This window comes from Pedobacter psychroterrae, assembly GCF_004331695.1.
In the GTDB taxonomy this organism is placed as follows: domain Bacteria; phylum Bacteroidota; class Bacteroidia; order Sphingobacteriales; family Sphingobacteriaceae; genus Pedobacter; species Pedobacter psychroterrae.
On the sequence record NZ_SJSL01000009.1, the window covers coordinates 46,449 to 68,111 of the forward strand.

General features: G+C 44.5%; 22 protein-coding genes and 1 riboswitch. Of the genes, 10 read left to right on the forward strand and 12 right to left on the reverse strand.

Features of this window, described 5'->3' with window-relative positions:
- Positions 1–2: 2 nt before the first annotated feature.
- From EZ437_RS19985 to thiS, 6 genes are all read right to left on the reverse strand, one after another.
- The gene (locus EZ437_RS19985; RefSeq protein ID WP_131597879.1) at positions 3–776 is read right to left on the reverse strand and encodes a thiazole synthase; all 774 of its coding nucleotides are present in this window, start codon (positions 774–776) and stop codon (positions 3–5) included.
- A gap of 6 nt (positions 777–782) precedes the next feature.
- Positions 783–1,451 (reverse strand): thiamine phosphate synthase, encoded by a 669-nt coding sequence (locus tag EZ437_RS19990; protein ID WP_131597881.1) that lies wholly within the window; start codon positions 1,449–1,451, stop codon positions 783–785.
- 2 nt (positions 1,452–1,453) lie between these two features.
- Positions 1,454–2,236 carry a hydroxymethylpyrimidine/phosphomethylpyrimidine kinase gene (locus EZ437_RS19995; protein ID WP_225869637.1) on the reverse strand — a complete coding sequence of 261 codons (783 nt, stop codon included), beginning with the start codon at positions 2,234–2,236 and terminating at the stop codon, positions 1,454–1,456.
- Positions 2,229–2,843: a thiamine phosphate synthase gene (locus EZ437_RS20000; protein ID WP_131597885.1), complete on the reverse strand. Its 615-nt coding sequence runs from the start codon at positions 2,841–2,843 to the stop codon at positions 2,229–2,231. Before EZ437_RS20000 ends, EZ437_RS19995 begins: the two co-directional genes overlap by 8 nt.
- Before the next feature lie 4 nt (positions 2,844–2,847).
- Complete coding sequence (gene thiC / locus EZ437_RS20005) at positions 2,848–4,731, reverse strand: phosphomethylpyrimidine synthase ThiC (protein ID WP_131597887.1); 1,884 nt, start codon at positions 4,729–4,731, stop codon at positions 2,848–2,850.
- A gap of 16 nt (positions 4,732–4,747) precedes the next feature.
- Positions 4,748–5,050 carry a sulfur carrier protein ThiS gene (gene thiS, locus EZ437_RS20010; RefSeq protein WP_225869638.1) on the reverse strand — a complete coding sequence of 101 codons (303 nt, stop codon included), beginning with the start codon at positions 5,048–5,050 and terminating at the stop codon, positions 4,748–4,750.
- Positions 5,010–5,098: riboswitch (TPP riboswitch) on the reverse strand. (Overlaps the previous gene by 41 nt.)
- A gap of 333 nt (positions 5,099–5,431) precedes the next feature.
- On the opposite strand from thiS, the gene EZ437_RS20015 reads away from it, so the two are divergent.
- Positions 5,432–6,904 (forward strand): sialate O-acetylesterase, encoded by a 1,473-nt coding sequence (locus EZ437_RS20015; protein ID WP_131597891.1) that lies wholly within the window; start codon positions 5,432–5,434, stop codon positions 6,902–6,904.
- On the opposite strand, the gene EZ437_RS20020 is transcribed toward EZ437_RS20015, so the two are convergent.
- Both EZ437_RS20020 and EZ437_RS20025 read right to left on the reverse strand, forming a co-directional pair.
- Positions 6,901–7,452 (reverse strand): GNAT family N-acetyltransferase, encoded by a 552-nt coding sequence (locus tag EZ437_RS20020; protein ID WP_131597893.1) that lies wholly within the window; start codon positions 7,450–7,452, stop codon positions 6,901–6,903. The genes EZ437_RS20015 and EZ437_RS20020 overlap by 4 nt on opposite strands.
- Positions 7,453–7,478: 26 nt before the next feature.
- The gene (locus EZ437_RS20025) at positions 7,479–7,955 is read right to left on the reverse strand and encodes a DUF1905 domain-containing protein (protein ID WP_131597894.1); all 477 of its coding nucleotides are present in this window, start codon (positions 7,953–7,955) and stop codon (positions 7,479–7,481) included.
- Between the two features lie 103 nt (positions 7,956–8,058).
- Here EZ437_RS20025 and EZ437_RS20030 point away from each other — a divergent pair, with 103 nt between their 5' ends.
- Complete coding sequence (locus tag EZ437_RS20030) at positions 8,059–8,397, forward strand: gamma-glutamylcyclotransferase family protein (protein WP_131597896.1); 339 nt, start codon at positions 8,059–8,061, stop codon at positions 8,395–8,397.
- 35 nt (positions 8,398–8,432) lie between these two features.
- Positions 8,433–8,726: a hypothetical protein gene (locus EZ437_RS20035; RefSeq protein ID WP_131597898.1), complete on the forward strand. Its 294-nt coding sequence runs from the start codon at positions 8,433–8,435 to the stop codon at positions 8,724–8,726.
- A gap of 9 nt (positions 8,727–8,735) precedes the next feature.
- Here the strand turns inward: EZ437_RS20035 and EZ437_RS20040 are convergent, their stop codons facing one another.
- Positions 8,736–9,236 carry a DUF1579 domain-containing protein gene (locus tag EZ437_RS20040; protein ID WP_131597900.1) on the reverse strand — a complete coding sequence of 167 codons (501 nt, stop codon included), beginning with the start codon at positions 9,234–9,236 and terminating at the stop codon, positions 8,736–8,738.
- Between the two features lie 82 nt (positions 9,237–9,318).
- Here EZ437_RS20040 and EZ437_RS20045 point away from each other — a divergent pair, with 82 nt between their 5' ends.
- Positions 9,319–9,903: a Crp/Fnr family transcriptional regulator gene (locus tag EZ437_RS20045; protein WP_131597902.1), complete on the forward strand. Its 585-nt coding sequence runs from the start codon at positions 9,319–9,321 to the stop codon at positions 9,901–9,903.
- 60 nt (positions 9,904–9,963) lie between these two features.
- Entirely contained in the window at positions 9,964–10,404 is a 441-nt protein-coding gene (locus EZ437_RS20050) for a carboxymuconolactone decarboxylase family protein (protein ID WP_131597904.1), read from the forward strand.
- Here EZ437_RS20050 and EZ437_RS20055 read toward each other — a convergent pair whose 3' ends face one another.
- Entirely contained in the window at positions 10,405–11,913 is a 1,509-nt protein-coding gene (locus EZ437_RS20055) for a glycoside hydrolase (protein WP_131597905.1), read from the reverse strand.
- Positions 11,914–12,008: 95 nt separating this feature from the next.
- Between EZ437_RS20055 and EZ437_RS20060 the strand changes: the two genes are divergently transcribed.
- On the forward strand, positions 12,009–12,884 hold the full coding sequence (locus tag EZ437_RS20060) for an alpha/beta hydrolase (RefSeq protein ID WP_131597907.1): 876 nt from the start codon (positions 12,009–12,011) through the stop codon (positions 12,882–12,884).
- Positions 12,885–12,953: 69 nt separating this feature from the next.
- Positions 12,954–14,114, forward strand: a complete 1,161-nt coding sequence (locus EZ437_RS20065; RefSeq protein ID WP_131597909.1) for an MFS transporter — start codon at positions 12,954–12,956, stop codon at positions 14,112–14,114.
- Here the strand turns inward: EZ437_RS20065 and EZ437_RS20070 are convergent.
- Positions 14,111–14,500, reverse strand: coding sequence for a YtxH domain-containing protein (locus EZ437_RS20070; RefSeq protein WP_131597912.1), 390 nt, complete (start codon positions 14,498–14,500; stop codon positions 14,111–14,113). The two genes, EZ437_RS20065 and EZ437_RS20070, sit on opposite strands and share 4 nt — an antisense overlap.
- A gap of 78 nt (positions 14,501–14,578) precedes the next feature.
- Between EZ437_RS20070 and EZ437_RS20075 the strand changes: the two genes are divergently transcribed.
- Complete coding sequence (locus tag EZ437_RS20075; RefSeq protein ID WP_131597914.1) at positions 14,579–17,449, forward strand: tetratricopeptide repeat protein; 2,871 nt, start codon at positions 14,579–14,581, stop codon at positions 17,447–17,449.
- A gap of 108 nt (positions 17,450–17,557) precedes the next feature.
- On the forward strand, positions 17,558–18,739 hold the full coding sequence (locus tag EZ437_RS20080) for an MFS transporter (protein WP_131597915.1): 1,182 nt from the start codon (positions 17,558–17,560) through the stop codon (positions 18,737–18,739).
- Here EZ437_RS20080 and EZ437_RS20085 read toward each other — a convergent pair.
- On the reverse strand, positions 18,736–19,221 hold the full coding sequence (locus EZ437_RS20085; protein ID WP_131597917.1) for a TlpA family protein disulfide reductase: 486 nt from the start codon (positions 19,219–19,221) through the stop codon (positions 18,736–18,738). The genes EZ437_RS20080 and EZ437_RS20085 overlap by 4 nt on opposite strands.
- A gap of 116 nt (positions 19,222–19,337) precedes the next feature.
- On the opposite strand from EZ437_RS20085, the gene EZ437_RS20090 reads away from it, so the two are divergent.
- Positions 19,338–21,632 carry a DUF7133 domain-containing protein gene (locus tag EZ437_RS20090; RefSeq protein ID WP_131597919.1) on the forward strand — a complete coding sequence of 765 codons (2,295 nt, stop codon included), beginning with the start codon at positions 19,338–19,340 and terminating at the stop codon, positions 21,630–21,632.
- The last annotated feature ends 31 nt before the right edge of the window (positions 21,633–21,663 follow it).

Below are 21,663 nucleotides of genomic sequence, written 5' to 3' on the forward strand. Positions count from 1 at the left end.
GGTTATAAATCATCTAAAAAGGAAGTCAGCGGACTGCTTGCTATAGCCCGTACATCAGTTGCTACCGCTCCTAATTTGGCTTCAAAAGCCATCCTGCCGGCTATGATTGCCATTTTAAATGCCTCAGCCATCAGTACTGGGTTGCTGGAGACAGCGATTGCCGTATTTACCAGCACCGCATCTGCACCAATTTCCATAGCCAATGCGGCATCGGAAGGGGAGCCTATACCCGCATCCACAATCACAGGTACGGTACTCTGATCAATGATGATCTCCAGGAAGTCGATGGTTTTCAGCCCTTTATTGCTGCCAATAGGCGATCCTAAGGGCATCACAGCGGCAGTTCCCACCTCTTCCAAACGTTTGCACAATACCGGATCGGCATGTATATATGGCAAAACTATGAAGCCCATTTTGGCCAGTTCGGCTGTTGCTTTCAAGGTCTCGATAGGGTCGGGCATCAGGTATTTTGGGTCTGGATGAATTTCCAGCTTTATCCAGTTGGTTTCCAGTGCTTCCCTGGCCATTTGTGCTGCAAACACAGCTTCCTTAGCATTTCTGACGCCGGAAGTATTGGGCAGCAGGTTGATGTGCGAATGCTTTAACCTGCTCAGGATGTCGTCTTCACCAGTTTTCAGGTCCACTCTTTTCAGCGCTACTGTCACCAGTTCCGATCCCGATGCCAGTAGCGCAAGTTCCATTTCAGCAGCTGAACTAAACTTGCCAGTTCCCGTAAATAGTCTTGATTCAAAGTTTTTATTCGCTATTTTCAACATATTGCTTTATTTAATAGATGCACGATTCTGGTGGTTAAAATAATTTGTCTGGATCTGTAGATTCGCATTCATGGCCTGCATCATTTTTTCGGTTGCAGCCTGATTGGTTAAACTACCGGAGACTGCTACTCCGTACAGCCCTTCCTGTATCAAATCTGGGATATCGGCAGCAACAATGCCACCGATGGCAATGATGGGTATGGTAAAACCTGCGTGCCTCGCTTGTTCCATGATCGATCTGTAGCCTTCAAGCCCTATCACCGGACTTAGATTTTGCTTGGTAGTTGTAAATCTGTAAGGGCCCAGTCCGATATAATCGGCGCCCTCCGCTACTCTATGTATGATGTGTTCAAAGGTATTTGCCGTCCCGCCAATGATCATGTTTGGTCCCAAAATGAACCTTGCCTCAGCGACAGGCATATCTGTCAAACCCAAATGCACGCCATGTGCAGCTGCCTGAACCGCAATAGAGGGATAGTCATTGACAATCAGCCTCGCTCCATATTGCTCACACAATTTGCGGCTTTGGATGGCCAGTTCCAGGACCTCCGGCAAGGGCTGGTCTTTTACCCGCAACTGTATCCATTTACCGCCTGCTACCAATACAGATTCAATAGCATCCAGCTGTGTGCCTTTTAAAGGCTTTTGTGAAATATAATGTAGTTTATCGATCATCGCTAATTATTGATTTTAGGTGATAATGAATGATAGCCCAATAGGCTTTCATTGCTTTTTAAAAAGAGCTCCGTATAATGCTTGGCCTTTCTGCAAGCTTCATCTAAAGGAAATCCCAGGGCCAGATTGGCTGTGATGGCTGCAGACAATACACATCCTGAACCATGTTTTTGATACACTTCGCCCCAGGTGATTGCAAATGCCATAACCGCTTTGTCAGCGCAAAACAAAAAGTCTGTTCCGGGAGCCTTGGAGTTGTGGCCACCTTTCAGCAAGACCGGACAATGGGCCGACCACATCCTTGCCGTTTCTTCTGCATTTTCACTGTTGCCCATGTGCTGCATCTCCTGATAATTGGGTGTGATCAGATCCAGTCTGGTAAGTACAGCAGTCATTCCTTCCAGATCCCAATGATGAAATGAAAAACCGGAACTGCTCTTCAATACCGGATCTAGTATAATCTTAGTATGCTGATTATTAGATTTTATATAGGATATTACTTCAAGTAATACACTACTATCTTTTATCAGCGCAACCTTGCATGCCCTGACGTCAAACTTATCCATCAAAGGTTTTAGCTGCGCAATAATCTGTGAGGCATTCATCCATTCGCAACTGATAAATGAAGCGTCCGTTTGCACAGTAAGCGCAGTACAAATACCAAATCCGTATACCTGATGCTGCTCAAAACATTTGATGTCTGATAGCACACCTGCACCGGCACTGGGGTCGAAGCCCGCTATGCTCAGTACATATGGCCGCTTATCCATATCTTGTTTATCCATTGGCATTTTTACTGATTTGTTTAAAGGTAGACGGTGCTTCGGATGGATTATTCCAAAGCGCTCCTAGTACTGCGGCCTTGTCAAATCCCAGGTCAAAAACCTCTGCAATATTATCCTGAGTAATCCCTCCAAGTGCCACAAGTTTTGCTTTCAAATGCACAGGCAAGATAAAGTGATGCAGGTCTATCCCTTTGCGTCCAGGTTTAGAAATACTATCAAACACAGGCCCGAAAAAGACATAATCAAAATCCATAAGCTCATCCGCCTGTTCCAGTGAATGAATAGAAGTACTCAAGATCGTTGAGGCAGAAGAACCTTTAATCTCGCTGCCAAATCTTTGATCTTTAGTCCATAATCTCTGCCTTTCTGCTTCTGAAAAATGAAACCTATGAATACCTTCTAATGCACCTGATTCATGAAACTGATGGAGCACAACCTTATCACGAAAATCAGGATTGATACCGTTCAGCAACGTGCGGTATGACACTAATAAAGTGCCGGGTTTTCTCAAATGAAAAAGCCCCATGCCAGCATCAAATAGCCCGTTCACAAGTGCTATTTCTCCAGCAATATACTCAGCACTTGAAATCACAATCAGTTCTTTCATCCTCTTACAGATAGATCTCACTGCCTTTTTCGGCAAATTCCTTAGACTTCTCCTTCATGCCTTCCGCCAAAGCGGCTGCTTCATCCACTCCCTGCTGGGCAGCGTATTCCCTTACATCCTGGGTGATCTTCATCGAACAGAAATTAGGCCCGCACATAGAGCAGAAATGCGCTATTTTAGCACCCTCTGCCGGGAGGGTCTCGTCATGGAATTCTTTGGCCGTATCGGGGTCAAGCGAAAGATTGAACTGGTCTTCCCATCTGAATTCAAACCTTGCTTTGCTCAGCGCATTGTCGCGGTACTGTGCGCCCGGATGGCCTTTTGCCAGATCAGCCGCATGCGCTGCAATCTTGTAAGTGATCACACCATCTTTCACATCCTTTTTATTGGGCAGTCCCAAATGCTCTTTGGGCGTAACGTAACACAACATTGCCGTACCGTACCAGCCTATCATGGCCGCGCCAATGGCAGATGTAATGTGGTCATATCCAGGTGCAATGTCGGTAGTAAGCGGCCCTAAAGTATAGAATGGTGCTTCTGCACAATGCTCCAGCTGCTTTTCCATATTCTCTTTGATCAGGTGCATTGGCACATGACCCGGTCCTTCAATGATCGTCTGCACATCATGCTTCCAGGCAATCTTTGTCAGCTCTCCAAGCGTTTCCAATTCGGCAAACTGTGCCGCATCATTCGCATCTGCGATACAGCCGGGACGCAAACCATCTCCCAAAGAAAAAGATACATCATAAGCCTTCATTATCTGACAGATCTCTTCAAAATGGGTATATAGAAAGTTTTCTTTATGATGGGAAAGGCACCATTTGGCCATAATTGAACCACCACGTGATACAATACCGGTCAGCCTTTTGGCAGTCAGTGGTACGTAGCGCAACAGCACACCTGCATGAATGGTAAAATAATCTACTCCTTGTTCCGCCTGTTCTATCAGTGTGTCCCTAAACAATTCCCAGGTCAGGTCTTCCGCCTTTCCGTTCACTTTTTCCAGAGCCTGGTAAATCGGTACGGTACCTATCGGAACAGGGGAGTTGCGGACTATCCATTCCCTTGTTTCATGTATGTTTTTGCCGGTAGATAAATCCATAATGGTATCAGCGCCCCATCTGCAGGCCCAGACTGCCTTTTCTACTTCTTCTTCAATAGAAGAGGTGACGGCCGAGTTGCCGATATTGGCATTGATCTTTACCAGGAAATTGCGCCCGATGATCATTGGCTCCAATTCCGGGTGGTTGATGTTGCAGGGGATAACCGCCCTTCCTGCTGCCACTTCTGAACGCACAAATTCGGGTGTGATGTAGCCCTTAGGCGTATTTGCACCAAAACTATGGCCGCCATGCTGATGGCCCATTACCTCGTATTGCCCAGCCAGCTGCTCCTTTAATAGATCAATTCTTTGATTTTCCCTGATGGCAATGTATTCCATCTCGGCGGTGATGATGCCCTTTTTGGCATAGTGCATTTGCGATACATTGGCACCATTTATAGCCCTGTAAGGCTTGTGGTGGTGAGAGAACCTTAGTACGTCCAGTTTGCTGTCTGCCAGGCGCTGTTGCCCGTAATCAGAGGAAATCTGGTCCAGCTGCTCCACATCCTGACGGTCTTTTATCCACTGTTCACGCAATCGGGGCAGGCCTTTTTTTACATCTATATTGGCTTCCGGATCAGTATACGGGCCACTGGTATCGTATACGGTAATCGGCGGATTGGGCTCCGTAAGTCCAAATCCGTTGTGGATCTTCGTTTCGCTCAAGCTGATTTCGCGCATCGCAACGGCGATGTCGTGCAGCTCACCTTTTACATAGATTTTGCGTGATGCCGGGAAGGGGGTACGGCTAATCACCTGATCGTTGGGGGTCTTTTCTTGTTTCATGAGTTAAATTTTAGGGTTATCCACCTTGGGTTGCCTTGATAAGTATGACCTGGTCGCCTGGCATGAGCAGGTGCATGTGCCAGTTTGATTTGGCGACGATGCTTTGATTGACGGCCACAGCAATGTTTCTGGGTTCAGCTTGAAGCACAGAAGACAGCATTTCGGCCACAGAACAGCCGGCAGTAAGGTGATAGTTTTGATGATTGACAGTTATTTCCATATTCAAAAAATTAGGAAAACTGTAGGGATACCCACACGGGGTCGAAAAGACAGCAAATAGATTTGCTTCTACTTTTCCCTTCGGCAGTACTAACTGCATCAGGTTCAAAGGGTATTTCTCAGCACAACGGCACCCCTAAAGTTTTTTGTAAAGCTATATTATTTTTTTTAAAGTAAGGAAGGTTTTTGCAGTAATTCCTTCAGAGCCGCTTTTTACAGCTTCTATATTGGGATGTTTAAATGCTCTGGCCAATTTAATCTTGCATTAGTGATGGTATACTAAACCTGGCACAAGCGGTAGAGATATAGCACACGTAAATAACCACTTGCTAACCACCTTCGGGTGGACAGCGGGTGGACGAGTGGTGGACTAGTGGTGGACGAGTAAGCATACCAAAAAGAAAACAAGTCCTTCGCTGAGTCATTGCAGAAGCCGGTGAAAATAGTTAGTTTTATCAATGATGACCAATATAATTAGCCCATGAGGACCTTTGTCGTTTTAATATTACTTTACTTATTTTCTGCCAAAACTGGTATAGCGCAGACCATATTTAAAATTGCTGAAGTATTGCAGAGCAATATGGTAATCCAGCAAAAGAGGCCTTTCAAGGTATGGGGTACAGCTACTCCAGGATCTGTAGTAACAATTGAAGCAGATTGGTCAAAATCATTGACAATCAAGGCTGATAATCGGGGAAATTTCATAGCCCTCATCTATGTGCCTGCAGCTCAAAAAGGTGATTTTACCTCACGCAAGATCAGCATCAAAAACAACGGTCAGGCTACAGTTTTAAGTAATTTATTGATTGGCGATGTATGGCTCTGCAGTGGTCAGTCCAACATGCAGTTTAAGGTATCTGAAGATAAAAACGCTGCTACGGAACTGCCCGCCGCCAACTATCCAAATATCAGGCTTTTTAGTGCCGACCTGAATTTCAGCGCTACACCCATACACACGATAAAGGGCAAATGGCAGGCCTGTACACCCGAAAGCGTAAAAAACTTTAGCTCCGCTGGTTACTTTTTTGGTAAAACCCTGTTCCATCGGCTCAATATTCCGATAGGCCTTATTTTTTCGGGCATAGGGGCTTCCAAAGTGGAGGCATTCATTCCACAAGATGTGCTGGCCGCTGATAAAGCATTGGATTCAGCTTACTTAACACCTTATCTGAACAGCCCTAAATCGAAGGAAAAGATAGACGGGGGCTTTAGTTTTGAAAAAGTAATGCGTCCTTATTTGTTGTACAACGCCATGATCCATCCCTTGATAAACCTTTCGCTGAGTGGATTTTGCTGGTACCAGGGAGAGGGCAACCGGAATGAGCGGGAAGTATATACACTGGCTACCCAGACGATGATTAGGGCTTGGAGAGAACGGTTTGGGCAGGGCGATCTGCCGTTTTACTACATACAGGTAGCTCCGTATTTCTATGAAAAAGAAGATCCGGAACTCAACGATTATGCATTTTTCAGAGAGGCGCAGGAGCGGATCAGTACCTTAAAGAATACCTCGATGGTGGTGAGTATGGATGTAGGTGAAGCCAAAGACCTGCATCCGAAGCAGAAAAGGGCACTCGGGATCAGACTGGCCAGAACAGCACTAAACCTTCATTATGGCATGGATACGGTTGCATATAAAGGCCCGCATTGCAAGTCTATGCAGGTAAAAGGCAATACTGCCGTAATCTATTTTGACAAGGAATCGGTAAAAAGCGGACTGAGCACCAAGGATGGCAAGGCACCTCAGTTCTTTACCATTGCAGGGGCAGATGGGGTATTTCATGATGCGGAAGCCAAAATAGCAGGACAAACAGTGGTAGTCAGCTCTGATAAGGTGCCGCAACCTGTAGCAGTCAGGTATGCTTTTACCAATTATCCGGTTACGAATTTGCAGAATACCAAGGGCCTGCCGGCAGTTCCTTTTCGTACGGATAACTGGCCTGAAAAACGCTAACTGGTTAGTAGCCCATATATCTCGCTGTCCAGAAACTGGCCATTAAAATAGTAGTCTTCTTTGAAATAGGCTTCTTTTTTAAAGCCATGCTTCAGTAATAGCTGGCGTGAGGCCTTATTGTCCGGGTTGATGTTGGCGCAAATAGAATGAAAGCCGATGGTGTTAAATCCAAATTGGAGTACTTCTTTAAGCGCTTCAGAAAGAATACCTTGCCGCCAGTAATCATGGTGCAGGATGTAACCCAGTTCAGCCCTGTGATTGGCCAGGTCGGTACGCCAGAAGCCCAGGTTGCCGATCATCTGTCCGGGATCTGATTTTAATTCGATTGCCCAGATCAGGCTGGCACCTTTGAAGAAGTTGTCATTAATGATCTGGATCATGCTTTCAGATTCCTGCACATTAAGGGGATGTATGCGGTCTATGTAGCGCATTACCTGTTCGTGGGTACGTAAATAAAACAGCGCAGGCGCATCTGACAGCACCTGCCCACGCAGGATCAAACGGTCGGTTTCTATTACAGGTATTTTGGTTAAAGTAAATTGGAGCATATTTGGTACTTGGTCTTAAAATTAAATTAGAATTGCACTTTTTGTCGGCAGGCGATCCGTGTTACTGCTTCGGCGATGCGCTCGATCCGCAGATCTGTAGAAGATGCATCTGCAATCCATTGCAGATATTTTTGTTTATCAGCGTCGCTTAGTGCCCTGTAGTTGCTTTCTGCATCCGGCTCATCTGCCAGACAAACCATAAATTCTTCCTGAATGTTGAATTCCTTTTCCAGGGTATATAGTCTTACCCTTATGGTTGCACCTGCTTCCTTACCGATCATTTTTCGGATTTCCGCTTTCACCGGAAAAAACAGTTCGCCATTGCCCAATGGCATCAGGCTCAGTTGCTCGATCTCATGTTCATCCAGGATGGCCTTTAATTTATGCATACCGAAAGACTCACCTTTCTTTGAAGAAAGACCAGGAATATGGGCATAGGTCCAGCCTCCCTTTCCCGGGAATTTCTTAAGCAATATTAGCTGGTCTATGATCGGTTGTTCCATGAATGTGATCAATTGGATCAAAGATCGAAAAAATGTGGTAAAATCAGTTTTTATTTGATAAGATCATCAGGAATCAGTTATTTTAGTCACATAACTTCTAAAGATGGCAGAATACCTATTTTCATACGGGACACTTCAAAAAGACAAAGTGCAACTGGAAACATTTGGCAGATTATTAAAGGGTGAGAAAGACGTCTTAACAGGCTATACGCTTTCATCGGTCGAAATCACAGATGCCGAGGTACTGGCGGCTAGCGAACAGCAATTCCATCTGATCGCCATCCCCACGGAAGCAGATACAGACACCATAGAGGGTGTTATTTTTGAGATTACGATGGAGGAGCTGCTTGCAGCTGATGAGTATGAAGCGGAAGATTATAAAAGAGTTAAGGAAAAGTTTAAATCCGGTAATGAGGCATGGGTATATGTTACGGCAGGATAGTTAATGAGGCGTGGTAACGATATAAATTGAAGCAAATGAATATTCAGGAGTTTAAAAATAGTATGACAGATAGTGAGATTCCGGCGGGTCTTACCGTTCACATGCAGTCACTATGGTATGACGGCAAGGGCGACTGGACTAAGGCGCATGACCTGATTGACAGTCTGGGCGACAAGCGCTCCGCGCATCTGCATGCTTATCTGCACCGTAAAGAAGGAGATTTGTGGAATGCCGATTACTGGTACACGAGGGCCGGACAAAAAAGGCCTGATATTTCATTGCAGCAAGAATGGGACCATCTGGTTGTTTTATTTATGCTGGAAAGGTAATCTATTCAGTTAGATTCTATTATAAACTACTTCGGTAGCTTTTGCTTCTTCTCCCTCCGGCGATATATTAAAGGCAGTAATGATGATGCTATTTTCATTAGCCACAGCTATTTCAGTTCTCCAGCCCCAGGGTTCTGGCATGCTGCTTCCTCCGTAGCTGCCTAGTACCGCATGTCCGGCAGCCGTAGCCGGTCCTTCAGAAAAAAGGATCCCCGTGCCCATATGAAAACTATCTACCCATGCAGTTTGAAACTGCTGATTGTCAAAGCTATATCCGATTATGGCCAGGCCCTCCACAGGCTCGCCCTGCATGCCACCTTTGTATTGATGAAGCACAAAACGTCCACCCAAAATTGAAGTTATTGTACCGCTGACCGGGGATTCGTCTGCCAGCACATCTTTCTCAAACCAGGTGCGGGCTACGCCTTCCCATTTCCCGATCAAGGTGTTTAGCTGACTATGATGGCCACTCTCCAGCGATATTTCAAATTTGCTTTTTGCTGCTTCCATAAGAGTTTTTGATTAATATCTTTGATCAATGTTTTTACTAAAATAGTATTTATATTTCAAGCTCAAACTAAAACTCAACTAAATGTCAGCAGCCCTGATCCAGCATTTCCGAAAACTTACTACCATCGAAGATGAAGAGGTGGATGCTATAGTGGCTTTTTTTAAGAAGGTGCAGGTCCGCAAAAAAGAAAACCTGCTGGACAATGGAAATGTCTGCCGGTCAAATTACTTTGTGATTAAGGGTTGTTTACGCATGTTTTTTATCAATGAAAAAGGAGTGGAGCAGACTACGCAGTTCGCTATTGAAAACTGGTGGATTGCTGATTATATGTCTTATCAGAGCCAGGGGTCATCAGATTTTTGCATTCAGGCAGTAGAGAAAAGCGATTTGATGGTCATTGATTTTAACGAGCAGGAGCGGTTGATGCTGGAGTTTCCGGCGATGGAACGTTATTTTAGAATGGTATATCAAAAGGCAAATGCCGCATCACAGATGCGGGTAAAATTTATGTATGATTATTCTAAAGAAGATCAGTACCGTCACTTTACCAATAGCTTTCCGGATTTTACTCAACGTATACCCCAATACCTCCTGGCTTCTTATCTTAATTTCACACCTGAATACCTCAGTGAAATAAGGAAAAAAGTATTTCTTAAACCAGTTTAAGTTTTTTGGTTATCTGATTGCCGATTTTTGTAAGACAAAACAAAATAATATCGTAATCACATGGGAACTAGAATTAACATCCTTGAAACCGAGCCGCAGGCATATAAAGCAATGGCAGGCTTAGAAGCTTACATCAACAGCACACCTCTTAATAAATCACACAAAGAGCTGATCAAAATACGCGCATCACAGATCAACGGTTGTGCCTACTGTATAAATATGCATACCCAAGACGCACTAAAACAAGGTGAGACGGTACAACGTATTTTTCTGTTGAACGCCTGGAAGGAAACCGATCTTTTCACTGAAGAAGAAAAGGCTATCCTGGCATTGACGGAAGAGGTTACACTTATTCATCAGCATGGTGTTTCTAACTCAGCGTACGAGGCAGCAGCACAATTGTTTGACAAGAATTATCTGGCGCAGCTTGTAATGATGATGGTTGCTATCAATGGCTGGAACAGGATACAGGTAACCTGTCAGGTACAACCAGCTAGCTAATTAGCGCTGGCTTATTATCGTAGTAACAGATTGGGCAGGGATGGTAATCCCTGTCTGTCTATTGTACTTCTGAACCGGAAATAAGCTGTATTGCTCTGATGTTACATGGATTTCAGCTGCGTTGTACCTGCTTTTATTGGTGAGCAGGTCAATGTTAACATCCTCTTTTGTTCTGTTTACGACTACAGTAACCAATTTACTTCCAGTCTGGTACGAAGAAATATGCAGCCTGTTGCCATCTGATCCGGTCATCGTGACTGGCAGCCTTCTGCTTCCCGGTTTAATAAACCTGCTGTAATTGCCCATTGCCCAGAGCAATTTACTGTCATATACTTTTCCATCTTCTTTATTGCGGTCTATGTAGATCAATCCGTCCTTATAGTCGCCGGGCGATATGGCCAGCCACCATTGCCAGGAGGTCGCATTGGAGATACTGAGATCGTGGTGGATCAGCTTGGCGATGAAAAGCGCAGTTTCCATGCCGAGATCCCTACCTGGACCCTTTAATGAATCGTCGCCCAACACACAATATTCTGACATCCAATACCTGAGGTCTTTGATTTTAGCCACCTCTTCGGCTACTTTTTTACGGATGTCCACAGCCTTCTTTTCAGGGCTTGTGGTAAAGTAACTGTGACCTGATATAGAACGGTCTACATTAGCGAGCCCGCCAAGGTATTCTTTAGAATCAGGGTGAAAAAAGGCGTTTACCTGATGACCTTTAGATTTTCCCTGTCCGTATAGGTAATCTAATTGGCCAGCATCACCGACTTGTATTTTAGTCAAAAGCTTGCTTGCTATAAGTTTCTCACTTAGATTTCTGGCCAGCCGGGCTAGCTCCTCATTCGTATAAGGGCAGCCTTCCTGTTTTGGGTCGGCCCATTTCCATTGGGGCTCATTGACCGGACTGAGGTACTTAAATTCTATTCCGGTCAGTTTCTTTACACCTTTTACAGTGTTTACGATGTCATCAGTAAAAAGGTCGAGCTTGCTAAAGTCCAGATTGCATTCGCCTGCCGATGAATAAGCCCTTTCGTTTAACGTAAAGCTTACATGCGGACTGTTTACAAACCCCAGAAAATCTTTTACCCCATATTTTTTTGCAGCTTGCAAAAACCACACCTGTCCGGGCATGGCGGTCCAGTTGTATTTTCCGTCGAGGCCCAGAAAACTCGCCTGTCTTTTCCATTCGTCCCTGATGGTACTCGCAGGGCCCTGTTCGGCACTTCCGGCACCTATGCTAAAACGCCAGAAGTTCAGCCCGATACCAAGCGGTTGCCCATCTTTTGTGCTTTCATTGCTAAACAGCAGCTCAGCCATTCTGTTACGTTTTTCATCCGGCCATTTCCCTGCAAACTGGCATCCCCATGCATCAGAAGCACCGAAGCTCTCTATGGTCTGAACCGGGTGGAACTCGTCTATCGTAACTTTTACAGTAGGTTTTTCTTGCGCAGTTGTATAAAATACCGTCAGCAGCAGTAGGGTGAGGGCTTTGAAGGATTTGAACATAGGAATTGGCTTGTTTGTATGTATTCAAAAATGGGATTTATTTATTAGATTAGGCTACGGATCACATTGATTTTACATTGATAAACCCAAACCAAATGAAAAAAATATTTATAGCAGCCATAGGCTTGCTTTTACTCGATCCTTTTAGCATTTCAGCACAGAGCGGAAAGAGCGGGAAGGTTTTTGATGAACTGACCCTGACTAGCAAAATTCTAAAAAGTGAACGTAAATATGCCGTTTATTTACCGCCAGACTATGAAAGTTCAGGTCGCAGTTATCCGGTACTGTATCTGCTGCACGGGGCAGGTGACGACCAGACGGGCTGGGTGCAATTTGGCGAGGTGCTAAACATTACAGACAAAGCCATCGCAGAGGGTACAGCAACACCGATGATCATTGTCATGCCCGATGCAAATACTGGTAGAAGAGGATATTTTAATGACATAAAAGGCGACTGGAATTATGAAGATTTCTTCTTTACGGAACTGATGCCATTTGTAGAAAAGAAATACCGGGCCAAGACAGATAAACGTTCCAGGGCGATTGCGGGACTGTCCATGGGCGGGGGCGGTACATTTATGTATGCGCTGCATCGTCCGGAAATGTTTTCGTCAGCGTGTCCGCTAAGTGCATCCGTAGGCCCTGTCACTTTAGAAGATGCTAAAAAATCAATACAGAGAAACAATGCGAATATTGCTGATTCTGCCGTTACGAATTACTATAACCGTCATAGTGCCATTGCATTGATCAATAATATGCCTGACAGCCAAAAGAAGGCCGTACGCTGGTATATCGACTGTGGTGATGATGACTTTTTGTACGAGGGCAATGCCCTGGTACATATCGCGTTGCGTAAGAAGGAAGTTCCGCATGAATTCCGGGTACGTGATGGAGGACATAGCTGGACCTACTGGAGGGGATCGCTGCCAAAGGTACTTGAGTTTGTATCTGATGCTTTTCATCAGTTTTAATTTACAAAATACTACCTTTGTAACTACTTAATTGTGCGTCTCAATTAAGTAGTTACCCTATGGCAACCAATGATCTCACAAAATAAACACAGGTTCTTTTTAAGCCTGTTCTTTTTCATTTCCGGCTTTAGTTTTGCTACCTGGGCATCCAGGATCCCGACCATTAAAACTGCTTTTGGATTTAATGAAGCAGAGTTAGGTACCGTTTTATTGGCAATGCCTATAGGTTCTCTCATCGGTCTGCCTATTTCCGGCTGGTTGGTTTCGAGGTACAATAGCCGTGTACCATTGGCGGTAGGGTATGGTTTAAATGCTTTTTCGCTAGCGCTTATTGGTTTTACGCATACTACTTTCAGCCTGGTTGTAGCTGTAGTCCTTTTTGCTTTTACTACCCGGATTTTTAATATATCTGTCAATACCCAAACGCTTACTTTGCAGAAACAGTTTGAGAAGAAGATCATCGGTTCTTTTCATGGATACTGGAGCATTGGCGGGATAGCAGGTATTTTATTATCTACCTTGTTGCTTTCACAGAATGTTTCTATCCAGCATCATTTTCTTGCTGTGGGCATAATTATGGTGCTGATCACCATTTATTCATTTCAGTTCCTGCTGAGGGGCGACAGGTCGAAAACCGGAAATAAGATTATTCTGAGCAAGCCTGACCCCTATATTTTTTACCTGGGTGTGGTAGTGTTTTTATGTGCGATATGTGAAGGGGGGATGTTTGACTGGAGTGGGATCTATTTTCAGGAAGTGTTGAAAGCAGACATTTTCACTTTTGGATATTTGATATTTATGACTTTTATGGCGGCCTCCAGGTTTTTGTCAGATTTCATAATTGCCAGGTTCGGTATGCCCAAAACCTATATCATGAGTGCAGTATGTGTTACTGCAGGGATTAGTTTGGCAATTATTTTTCCAACGTTTTGGATAGCTATGATCGGATTTTCAATGGTAGGCTTTGGCACAGCGTCAATCATACCGATGTCTTATGCACTGGCAGGGGCATCCAAGAAATATTCTCCTGGCATGGCGATCTCTATCATCGCTACATATTCTATTACAGGAATGATGCTTGGCCCGCCATTGATAGGATACCTTGCACATGCTTTTAATCTCAGGTTTTCCTTTGTGATATTTGCGTTATGCGGATTGGCATTTATACCGATCACCAGGATGTTTTTTGACCATCAGCGACGGATATTGGCAGAAGACAACAAGGATTAACCCCTGTTGTCTTCAATTTCACCTTCTATAGCACCATTTGCTTTAGCAATTTCTGCATCCCTGAATTCTTTAAACTCTTGCGATGCCTGGTCTACTTTGGACTTCACATTGTCCACTACGCGGTCCTTTAAGTTAGTAATGCTGTCCCGGCCCATTGCCACTTTGTCTTTGATGGAATACAAGCCGTCTTTGGCATTGTCGGCAAGATCAAGTGCCTTGTCAGTAATCTTTTCCCTGGTTTTTTTACCGCTGTCCGGCGCAAATAATACACCCAACACAGCACCCACTGCAAGTCCGGCTAATAATGCGATAACAGCTCCTGATTTATCATTTGAATGATTTGACAGGTCAGATATACGGTTGGATATTAATTTTCTGTAGTTCATGATTAAAGTATTTTATAAGTACTAACACAATCTGCAACAGAGTGTTTTAATTTTTAAATTTTATCTAAGTTTGTCGTTATGACAAAGAAGCGTTGGATGCTCATGATTTTGCAGATTGTATTTCTCTTAGGCAATACTAAGGCGCAGTCTATTGATCCCGATGATACTGCTAAAGTATTTGCTGCTCTTGTAAAAGCCAGGGCAGCTGTTTTGGCCGGCAAGCTCACAAAGCCGGAGGCCATTAGGGAAATGCTCAGGTTGGGGATGGCCGGTGATGCTAAAGCGGCAATTGATAAACTGGAAGCAAAAACAACTGAAGAGCAACTTGTCTCTGCAGAATATTTGATATTTAACAATAGTTTTAAGGCTGCTGGGGAATTGGTAAATGGGCTGCTAAAGCAATGGCCCAAAAATGAAAATGCACTTTTGTTGAAAGGATTTTTGGAGATTCAGGCCTGGCGCTTACCCGAAGCGGCGGACATAGCTACACAGCTGCTGGTCTACAATCCCGAAAGTGAAAAAGCAGCGCTCCTGCTGGGTAAGGTAAGGCTGCTTCAAAAAAACTATCCGGAGGCGATGGCTATCGTTAAAAAAGTACAGCAAAAGAATAAAAATAGCGCAGGGGCGTACCTTCTTGAAGCAGATGTCTATTTCTGGGACCAGCATCCTGAACTGGCCGAAAAGCCATTGATCAGGTCGTTGAGTCTCGATCCTTTCAATGCAGACGCGCGCTTTAGCTACGGGTATGCGATCTGGAGGAGGGTCGACGCATCCCAGCTGAATGCCATGGCAGCGCAATGGGAACTGGCACTGGCCATCAACCCGCTCCACTATCAGACCCACTGGCATTGGGGAAACGGGCATACCAACCTTACCTATGCTGACTACGTAGAAAAAGACGATGAGGCCATCAGAAAAGTGCTGGAAAGGGCTGATGAACTGGTAAAAAAAGGCGATATACAGGGAGCAATTGCTTTCACGAGAACGGTAGGACTGCAGTACCCAGGTTCGGTATTGCCACAGATGCACAGGGCATCTATTTATTATAGTGCCTTTGATATAGATCGCGGGCTGCGCCTGGATTCTGCCGAGGCGATCTTCAAAATCATATTGTCCAAAAAGAAGCATTATGGCCCTGCCCACAATGGGCTTTCTGCTGTGATCAAAAGCAAACGCATTCCTTACCTGCAGGTTTTCGATTCTATAACCAATGTATTGAAGCATACCACCATCACCGATCCTGAAAACTTTAACAAGGTATTTCCTGATGTGGCCTATTACCAGGGAGCAACTGCAAAGGCAATGGTGTGGAACCAATTGTACACCTCCGTAGTCTATTTTCCGTTTCTATCCAAACAGCATAATTATTTCAGGATTCCGCCTTTACACCATGATCTCGCCATTACTATGAACTCGCCTTCATTTCGGTATATGACCACATTTGACAACAGGCAGTGGATGGATATCCGTGGCGTAGGCAGCGGTGCTGCAGCGATAGAATATGCGGAGCGGGGCGCTTTCCTGGAGCGCAATGTGGTGTTGCATGAGTATGCCCATCTGTTTCATGGTACCGTGCTTACCGATGCAGAGAGCAGGAAAATCCGGGCTTTGTACTATAATGCCATGAAAGAAAAGCGTACGCTTGATTACTATTCCCAAAATAATGAAAGCGAATACTTTGCGCAGACTTATCCCGCCTATTTTGAAGCGGTAAAGGTGCACCCGCTTGATTTTAAATCAATGAATACTACAGCTGATCTTAAAGCCAAAGATCCGGCAATGTACCAGTTTCTGGACCAGATGGTCAAAAAGGAAAAAGCTTACCTGGCCGGCGATAAAAAAGCAATGGCCAGCAATTGGGCAGAGGTGTATGTAAACCTGAGCAACAGGAACGGCAATTCCCCTATTGCAACCAGGTATCTGGATACAGCACTGACTTATGACGGCAGATATTTGCCCGCCTATCTGGCTATGGCCCGGCTAAAGCAGTTTAACAAGGATTTTAAGGCAGCAGAAGCATGGTTGGTAAAGGCAAAAGAATTAGACCCGAAATATGCACCTACATATGCTGCTTATGCTGCGCTAACAGCTTCCCGGTTGGCGGCAGGAGATCTGGATGAAAAAAAGGCGCTCGCCATACAGACCGCTTATCTGCAACAGTCCATTGAACTGGAAGATGATTATCAGGAGCTTGCCCGGTTAAATCTATTATTAAGAGAACTATATCGGAAAAATGCGCTGTTTGCTGAGGCAATAAAGGTGGCAGATCAATATGTCAGGACCGGAGCCACTGTTTCCACCTATCTGAGGGACAGAAGAGATGAGGCAATCGCCTTTTCAGCGGTGCTAAAGACAGGCATGGGGAATAAAGCAGCAGTTGCGGTGTTAAAAAACCTGGTGGACCAGAAACCGCAGAATTTCGAGTTCAGGAATATGTATGCCGATGCGCTGGCTGCAAATGAGGATTATACAGGGGCAATCGCCACCCTTCAGCAGGCACAACGCATACTAAACGCCTCGGGTAATGCCAGATCAGATTACAACCTGAGGATTGCTGAGTATTATCATGCGATCAATGAAAAGGATAGTCTGTTGGCCTATCTAAGTCCATTCCTGAGGGATAAATCTTCTGTTCGCGGTGCAGACCAGTTCAGGTATATTAATCTGCTCATCAAAACAGGGCACAAAGATAAAGCTGCTGAGCTGTTCAGTACCCTGAGTGCAAAAGGAGATAATCCATATAAAGCGGCCTATTTTTATACACAGGGGAAATTAAGTGCAGCCGAAGGAAGGTCAGCCGAAAGTGCAGCCTTTTATGAGAAGGCCATTCAGGCCAATCCATACTATACCCAGGCCTACAAGGACCTGATAGCCTTTGCGAAGGATGCAAAACTTAGCAATAAGGTTAAAGAAATGCAAGGCATGATGAAAAGTATGGATTTAAAATAACCGATATTTTTTACGAAAAAAAGACTATTAAAAGACAATTTTAGTATTACTTTTGCATAGTGTAATTATTACACTAACTAAGGTGTATTTACCCTTCAAAAGTATGTTATGAAAAAGAGCTTGCTTACATTGACCCTCGGCGGACTGGGTATCGGAATCACAGAATTTGTGATGATGGGGCTACTGCCTGACATTGCCAAAGACCTTCATATCTCCATTCCACAGGCCGGCCACCTGATATCAGCCTATGCGCTTGGTGTAGTGATCGGGGCACCCTTGCTGATTGTGATAGCCGGAAGCTATCCGCCAAAAAAGATACTGATTGTTCTGATGATGATGTTTACGGGATTCAATGCACTATCTGCATTCGCACCTGACTATAGCACTATGTTCATCGCACGCTTGCTTGCAGGCTTGCCCCATGGTGCCTTTTTTGGGGTAGGTTCAGTGGTGGCCAGCAGATTGGCCGATAAAGGAAAAGAAGCACAGTCCGTATCGCTGATGTTTGCCGGTCTTACCGTAGCCAATATCCTTGGGGTGCCGCTGGGTACCTATATAGGGCATAACTTTTCATGGAGATATACTTTTGTCATCATTGTCATAGTCGGGTTGATTACCTTATTGAGCCTTAAATATTGGATGCCAGCTATGCCGGCTACCAAAAATAGAGACCTGGGCAAAGAACTGAACTTCTTTAAACTACCAGAATCATGGCTGATTATTCTGATGATTGCCATCGGAACAGGCGGCTTATTCTCCTGGTACAGTTATATTGCTCCATTGCTTACGGAAGTATCAGGTTTCCAGGCTAGCAGCATCACCTATATATTGGTGATAGCAGGAGCGGGGATGATGGTAGGTAACTTCATTGGGGGCAGGCTTGCAGATAAGTTTTCACCTGCCAAGGCAACCATCACTTTGCTGATCGCGATGTCGATATCTTTGGTTATCGTACATTATGTATCGTCCAATCAGATCATGGCCCTTGTAATGACCTTCGTAACGGGTGCCATTGCATTTGCGGCAGCTTCGCCTATCCAGATGCTAATGATCAATACAGCAAAAGGTTCAGAAATGCTGGCGGCATCAGTCAGCCAGGCCAGCTTCAATATCGGAAATGCTTTGGGTGCTTTTCTCGGTGGCCTGCCCTTACTAGCAGGTTATGACTATACCTCTCCAGTGGCTGTTGGTGCTGTAATGGCATTAACAGGTGCAGCATTTGCCTGGATGCTAATTGCCAGGGGCAGCAGGTCGGCCAAGTTTTCTTATGCTAAAACCGCTAGTGCTTAGTTTTTGATCAGCGCAAGGAATTTAGGCAGGTCCTTGTCATTGCTAGACCAAAAAATAAGCTTTTTATCCTGTCCGTAGAGATACAGGGCGGGATATTGCTTAGGATGAAAAAGCGGAAGAAATACGTGGTCCTTATCCTGCAGCACCGTCACATTTTTCATAGCCAATAATGGCTTGCCATATTTGTTCATGAAATAATTTATAGACGTTTGCTCATCATGGGTGACCAGATATAAATCTATATGCCCCAGTTCTTTACTCCTTTTAGACAGTTCGGCAGCTACTTTCTGACAATGGCCACAGGTAGCATCAAAAAACATGATGAGTGATTTTTTGCCTTTACTAATCTGTTCAGTCGTAAAAGTCTTGCCATCAGTTTTGTAAAAAACAGCCTTTGGGAGGTCTGACCCTTTCATTAGTTCCTGTGAACGGACCGCAAGAAAGCAAGAAGAAAACAGCAGGATCAACAGAAAATGTTTCATATCGTTACAATTATTGCAACGAATATCAGCTTCTTTACAAAGATTTATGTCATTTTAAAATCTAAATTTCGCAAATTTGAATCCTGACCACACAATGTAAACCTTTAGCAATACTTATGAAACCGTATGTCTATACTTTTTTAATTCTCATTATTTTTACACTTTATCAATGCCAAACTTATAAGCCACTTTCAAAATCAGCTGAATTTAAACCGGCACCTGTCAGCCTGGATTCATCGCCGGTGATAGCGGCATCCGAATCCATTTCAAAGATGAAAGTAGAAGAAGGCTTTGAAGTGCAACTGATTGCTTCAGAACCCCTGGTAAGTACTCCTGTGGCCATGTCCTTTGATCAGAAAGGACGGATGTGGGTAGTAGAAATGAGCGGCTATATGCCGGATAGTTTAGGAACAGGAGAAGATCTCCCGAGTGGGAAGATCGTGATCCTTGCCGATAAAAATAAGGATGGGGTCTTTGATGAAAGAACAGTATTTCTTGATCAATTGGTATTGCCAAGGGCAATCTGCTTGATAGACAGTGGAATTTTGGTGGCTGAACCACCAAGACTATGGTATTACGACATTAAAGACGGAAAGCCGGTAAACAAAGTACTGGTCGATGCGAAGTATGCCGTTGACGGCAACGTAGAGCACCAGCCAAATGGTTTACTAAGGGCAATGGACAACTGGATCTACAATGCTAAATCCAGCAAGCGTTATAGAAAAATTAACCGAGAATGGATCATTCAGGATACCCATTTCCGTGGACAGTGGGGCATTACCCAGGACGATCACGGCCGTCTTTATTACAATGGCAACTCTACGAATTTAGTTGGCGATTATTTTTCTCCGGGATTTGGCTCGAGCAATAAAAATCAGCATGATGTAAACGGCTATACAGAACGGACGGTAGCTGATAACCGGGTGTACCCGATCAGGCCTACTCCAGGTGTAAACAGGGGATATAGCAAAGGTACGCTGGACGATAGTCTGCGGCTTACCAATTTTACTGCTGCCTGCGGACCTGTTATTTACAGAGGTGATCTTTTTGGAGACGCTTACCAGTTTAATGCTTTCGTAGCCGAACCTTCAGCCAACCTTATCAAGCGCAATGTGCTTACACAAAGTGGCTTTGTAGTAAAAGGAACCCAGGCATACAAAGGCAAAGAATTTTTGGCCAGTCTCGACGAGCGTTTCCGGCCTGTTAACTTATACAATGGTCCAGATGGTGCATTATATGTATTGGATATGTACCGGGGCATTATCCAGCATAAAACCTATGTAACGCCCTACTTGTCTGAACAATTCAAGCGCAGAGATTTGTCTGCGCCGCTCAACTGTGGCCGTATTTATAAGATAGTCCCTAAAAACAAGAAAGCGACACCTGTTGTCCTTCCGGATGATTCAAGACAATTGGTTTCTTTGTTGGGTCATGCCAGTGGGTATGTGCGCGACATGGCACAGCAGCTATTGATAGATAAAAAAGATAAAACAGTTATCCCTTACCTGGAGCAGGCTTTAAAAAACTCTGCAAATCCGATGCAGGTAATCCATTCCATGTGGGTATTGGAAGGATTAAATGGGTTGCAAACCAATGAAGTGCTTGCTTTGTTAAAAAGTACTCAGTGGCCCGTAAGGATGCAGGCATTAACAGTGCTTCCATCAGTGATCAACAGTTCTTCCTATGGTTATTATGCAACTGCGCTGCAGGAGCTACTCAGGCAGAATGATGAGCTTTCGGCACCATATCTTGGCTACCTTGCTTATTACCTGAAGCCATTTGATGAAGTAGCGGCAAATGATATTTTGATCTCCCTGACAAAAAAATATCCGGACAATAAGTTTGTAGCGGATGCGGTGATCAGCAATCAGGCTTACCGTGAGCAAGCATTTGAAAATACAATTGCGAAGCTTGTTCCCGATTCTAATCTGGCAATACGCAAGCAACTGAGCAATGTGATCTCCAGGTTTAAGAGTGCCCAGAAGAACCGCGACCCGCAATTGCTGGCCAAACAGTATCCTAAAGGTGCAATGCTGTTCAAATCCAGCTGCCAGACTTGCCATGCAGTCGACGGAAATGGGATACAGTCACTGGCACCACCGCTCAATAAATCCGCATGGGTAACCGGTAATAAGAATAAACTTATTTCTATTGTGTTATATGGACTTACCGGGCCTATAAATGTAAATGGCCATGTGTATCAGGCTCCGGAGATCTCAGGAGATATGCCGGGCATAGGGCATAGTGAAGAAATCACTGACGAAGACATTGCCGAGGTGTTAAGTTTTATCAGAAGCTCATGGCAAAACGATGCTGCTAAAATAGCGGTAAAAGATATAGCCAACATTCGCGAGAAATATAAGGGGCGTAAAAGTGCATTTACGCAGGAAGAGTTAACCACAGTCCAATAAACAATGTTTTATGTCCCGACAGTTACCGCAT

Coding starts and splice junctions, on each gene's coding strand:
- EZ437_RS19985 (WP_131597879.1), bottom strand. CDS start 776: ATGTTGAAAATAGCGAATAAAAACTTTGAATCAAGACTATTTACGGGA.
- EZ437_RS19990 (WP_131597881.1), bottom strand. CDS start 1,451: ATGATCGATAAACTACATTATATTTCACAAAAGCCTTTAAAAGGCACA.
- EZ437_RS19995 (WP_225869637.1), bottom strand. CDS start 2,236: ATGGATAAACAAGATATGGATAAGCGGCCATATGTACTGAGCATAGCG.
- EZ437_RS20000 (WP_131597885.1), bottom strand. CDS start 2,843: ATGAAAGAACTGATTGTGATTTCAAGTGCTGAGTATATTGCTGGAGAA.
- thiC (WP_131597887.1), bottom strand. CDS start 4,731: ATGAAACAAGAAAAGACCCCCAACGATCAGGTGATTAGCCGTACCCCC.
- thiS (WP_225869638.1), bottom strand. CDS start 5,050: ATGCAGTTAGTACTGCCGAAGGGAAAAGTAGAAGCAAATCTATTTGCT.
- EZ437_RS20015 (WP_131597891.1), top strand. CDS start 5,432: ATGAGGACCTTTGTCGTTTTAATATTACTTTACTTATTTTCTGCCAAA.
- EZ437_RS20020 (WP_131597893.1), bottom strand. CDS start 7,452: ATGCTCCAATTTACTTTAACCAAAATACCTGTAATAGAAACCGACCGT.
- EZ437_RS20025 (WP_131597894.1), bottom strand. CDS start 7,955: ATGGAACAACCGATCATAGACCAGCTAATATTGCTTAAGAAATTCCCG.
- EZ437_RS20030 (WP_131597896.1), top strand. CDS start 8,059: ATGGCAGAATACCTATTTTCATACGGGACACTTCAAAAAGACAAAGTG.
- EZ437_RS20035 (WP_131597898.1), top strand. CDS start 8,433: ATGAATATTCAGGAGTTTAAAAATAGTATGACAGATAGTGAGATTCCG.
- EZ437_RS20040 (WP_131597900.1), bottom strand. CDS start 9,236: ATGGAAGCAGCAAAAAGCAAATTTGAAATATCGCTGGAGAGTGGCCAT.
- EZ437_RS20045 (WP_131597902.1), top strand. CDS start 9,319: ATGTCAGCAGCCCTGATCCAGCATTTCCGAAAACTTACTACCATCGAA.
- EZ437_RS20050 (WP_131597904.1), top strand. CDS start 9,964: ATGGGAACTAGAATTAACATCCTTGAAACCGAGCCGCAGGCATATAAA.
- EZ437_RS20055 (WP_131597905.1), bottom strand. CDS start 11,913: ATGTTCAAATCCTTCAAAGCCCTCACCCTACTGCTGCTGACGGTATTT.
- EZ437_RS20060 (WP_131597907.1), top strand. CDS start 12,009: ATGAAAAAAATATTTATAGCAGCCATAGGCTTGCTTTTACTCGATCCT.
- EZ437_RS20065 (WP_131597909.1), top strand. CDS start 12,954: ATGATCTCACAAAATAAACACAGGTTCTTTTTAAGCCTGTTCTTTTTC.
- EZ437_RS20070 (WP_131597912.1), bottom strand. CDS start 14,500: ATGAACTACAGAAAATTAATATCCAACCGTATATCTGACCTGTCAAAT.
- EZ437_RS20075 (WP_131597914.1), top strand. CDS start 14,579: ATGACAAAGAAGCGTTGGATGCTCATGATTTTGCAGATTGTATTTCTC.
- EZ437_RS20080 (WP_131597915.1), top strand. CDS start 17,558: ATGAAAAAGAGCTTGCTTACATTGACCCTCGGCGGACTGGGTATCGGA.
- EZ437_RS20085 (WP_131597917.1), bottom strand. CDS start 19,221: ATGAAACATTTTCTGTTGATCCTGCTGTTTTCTTCTTGCTTTCTTGCG.
- EZ437_RS20090 (WP_131597919.1), top strand. CDS start 19,338: ATGAAACCGTATGTCTATACTTTTTTAATTCTCATTATTTTTACACTT.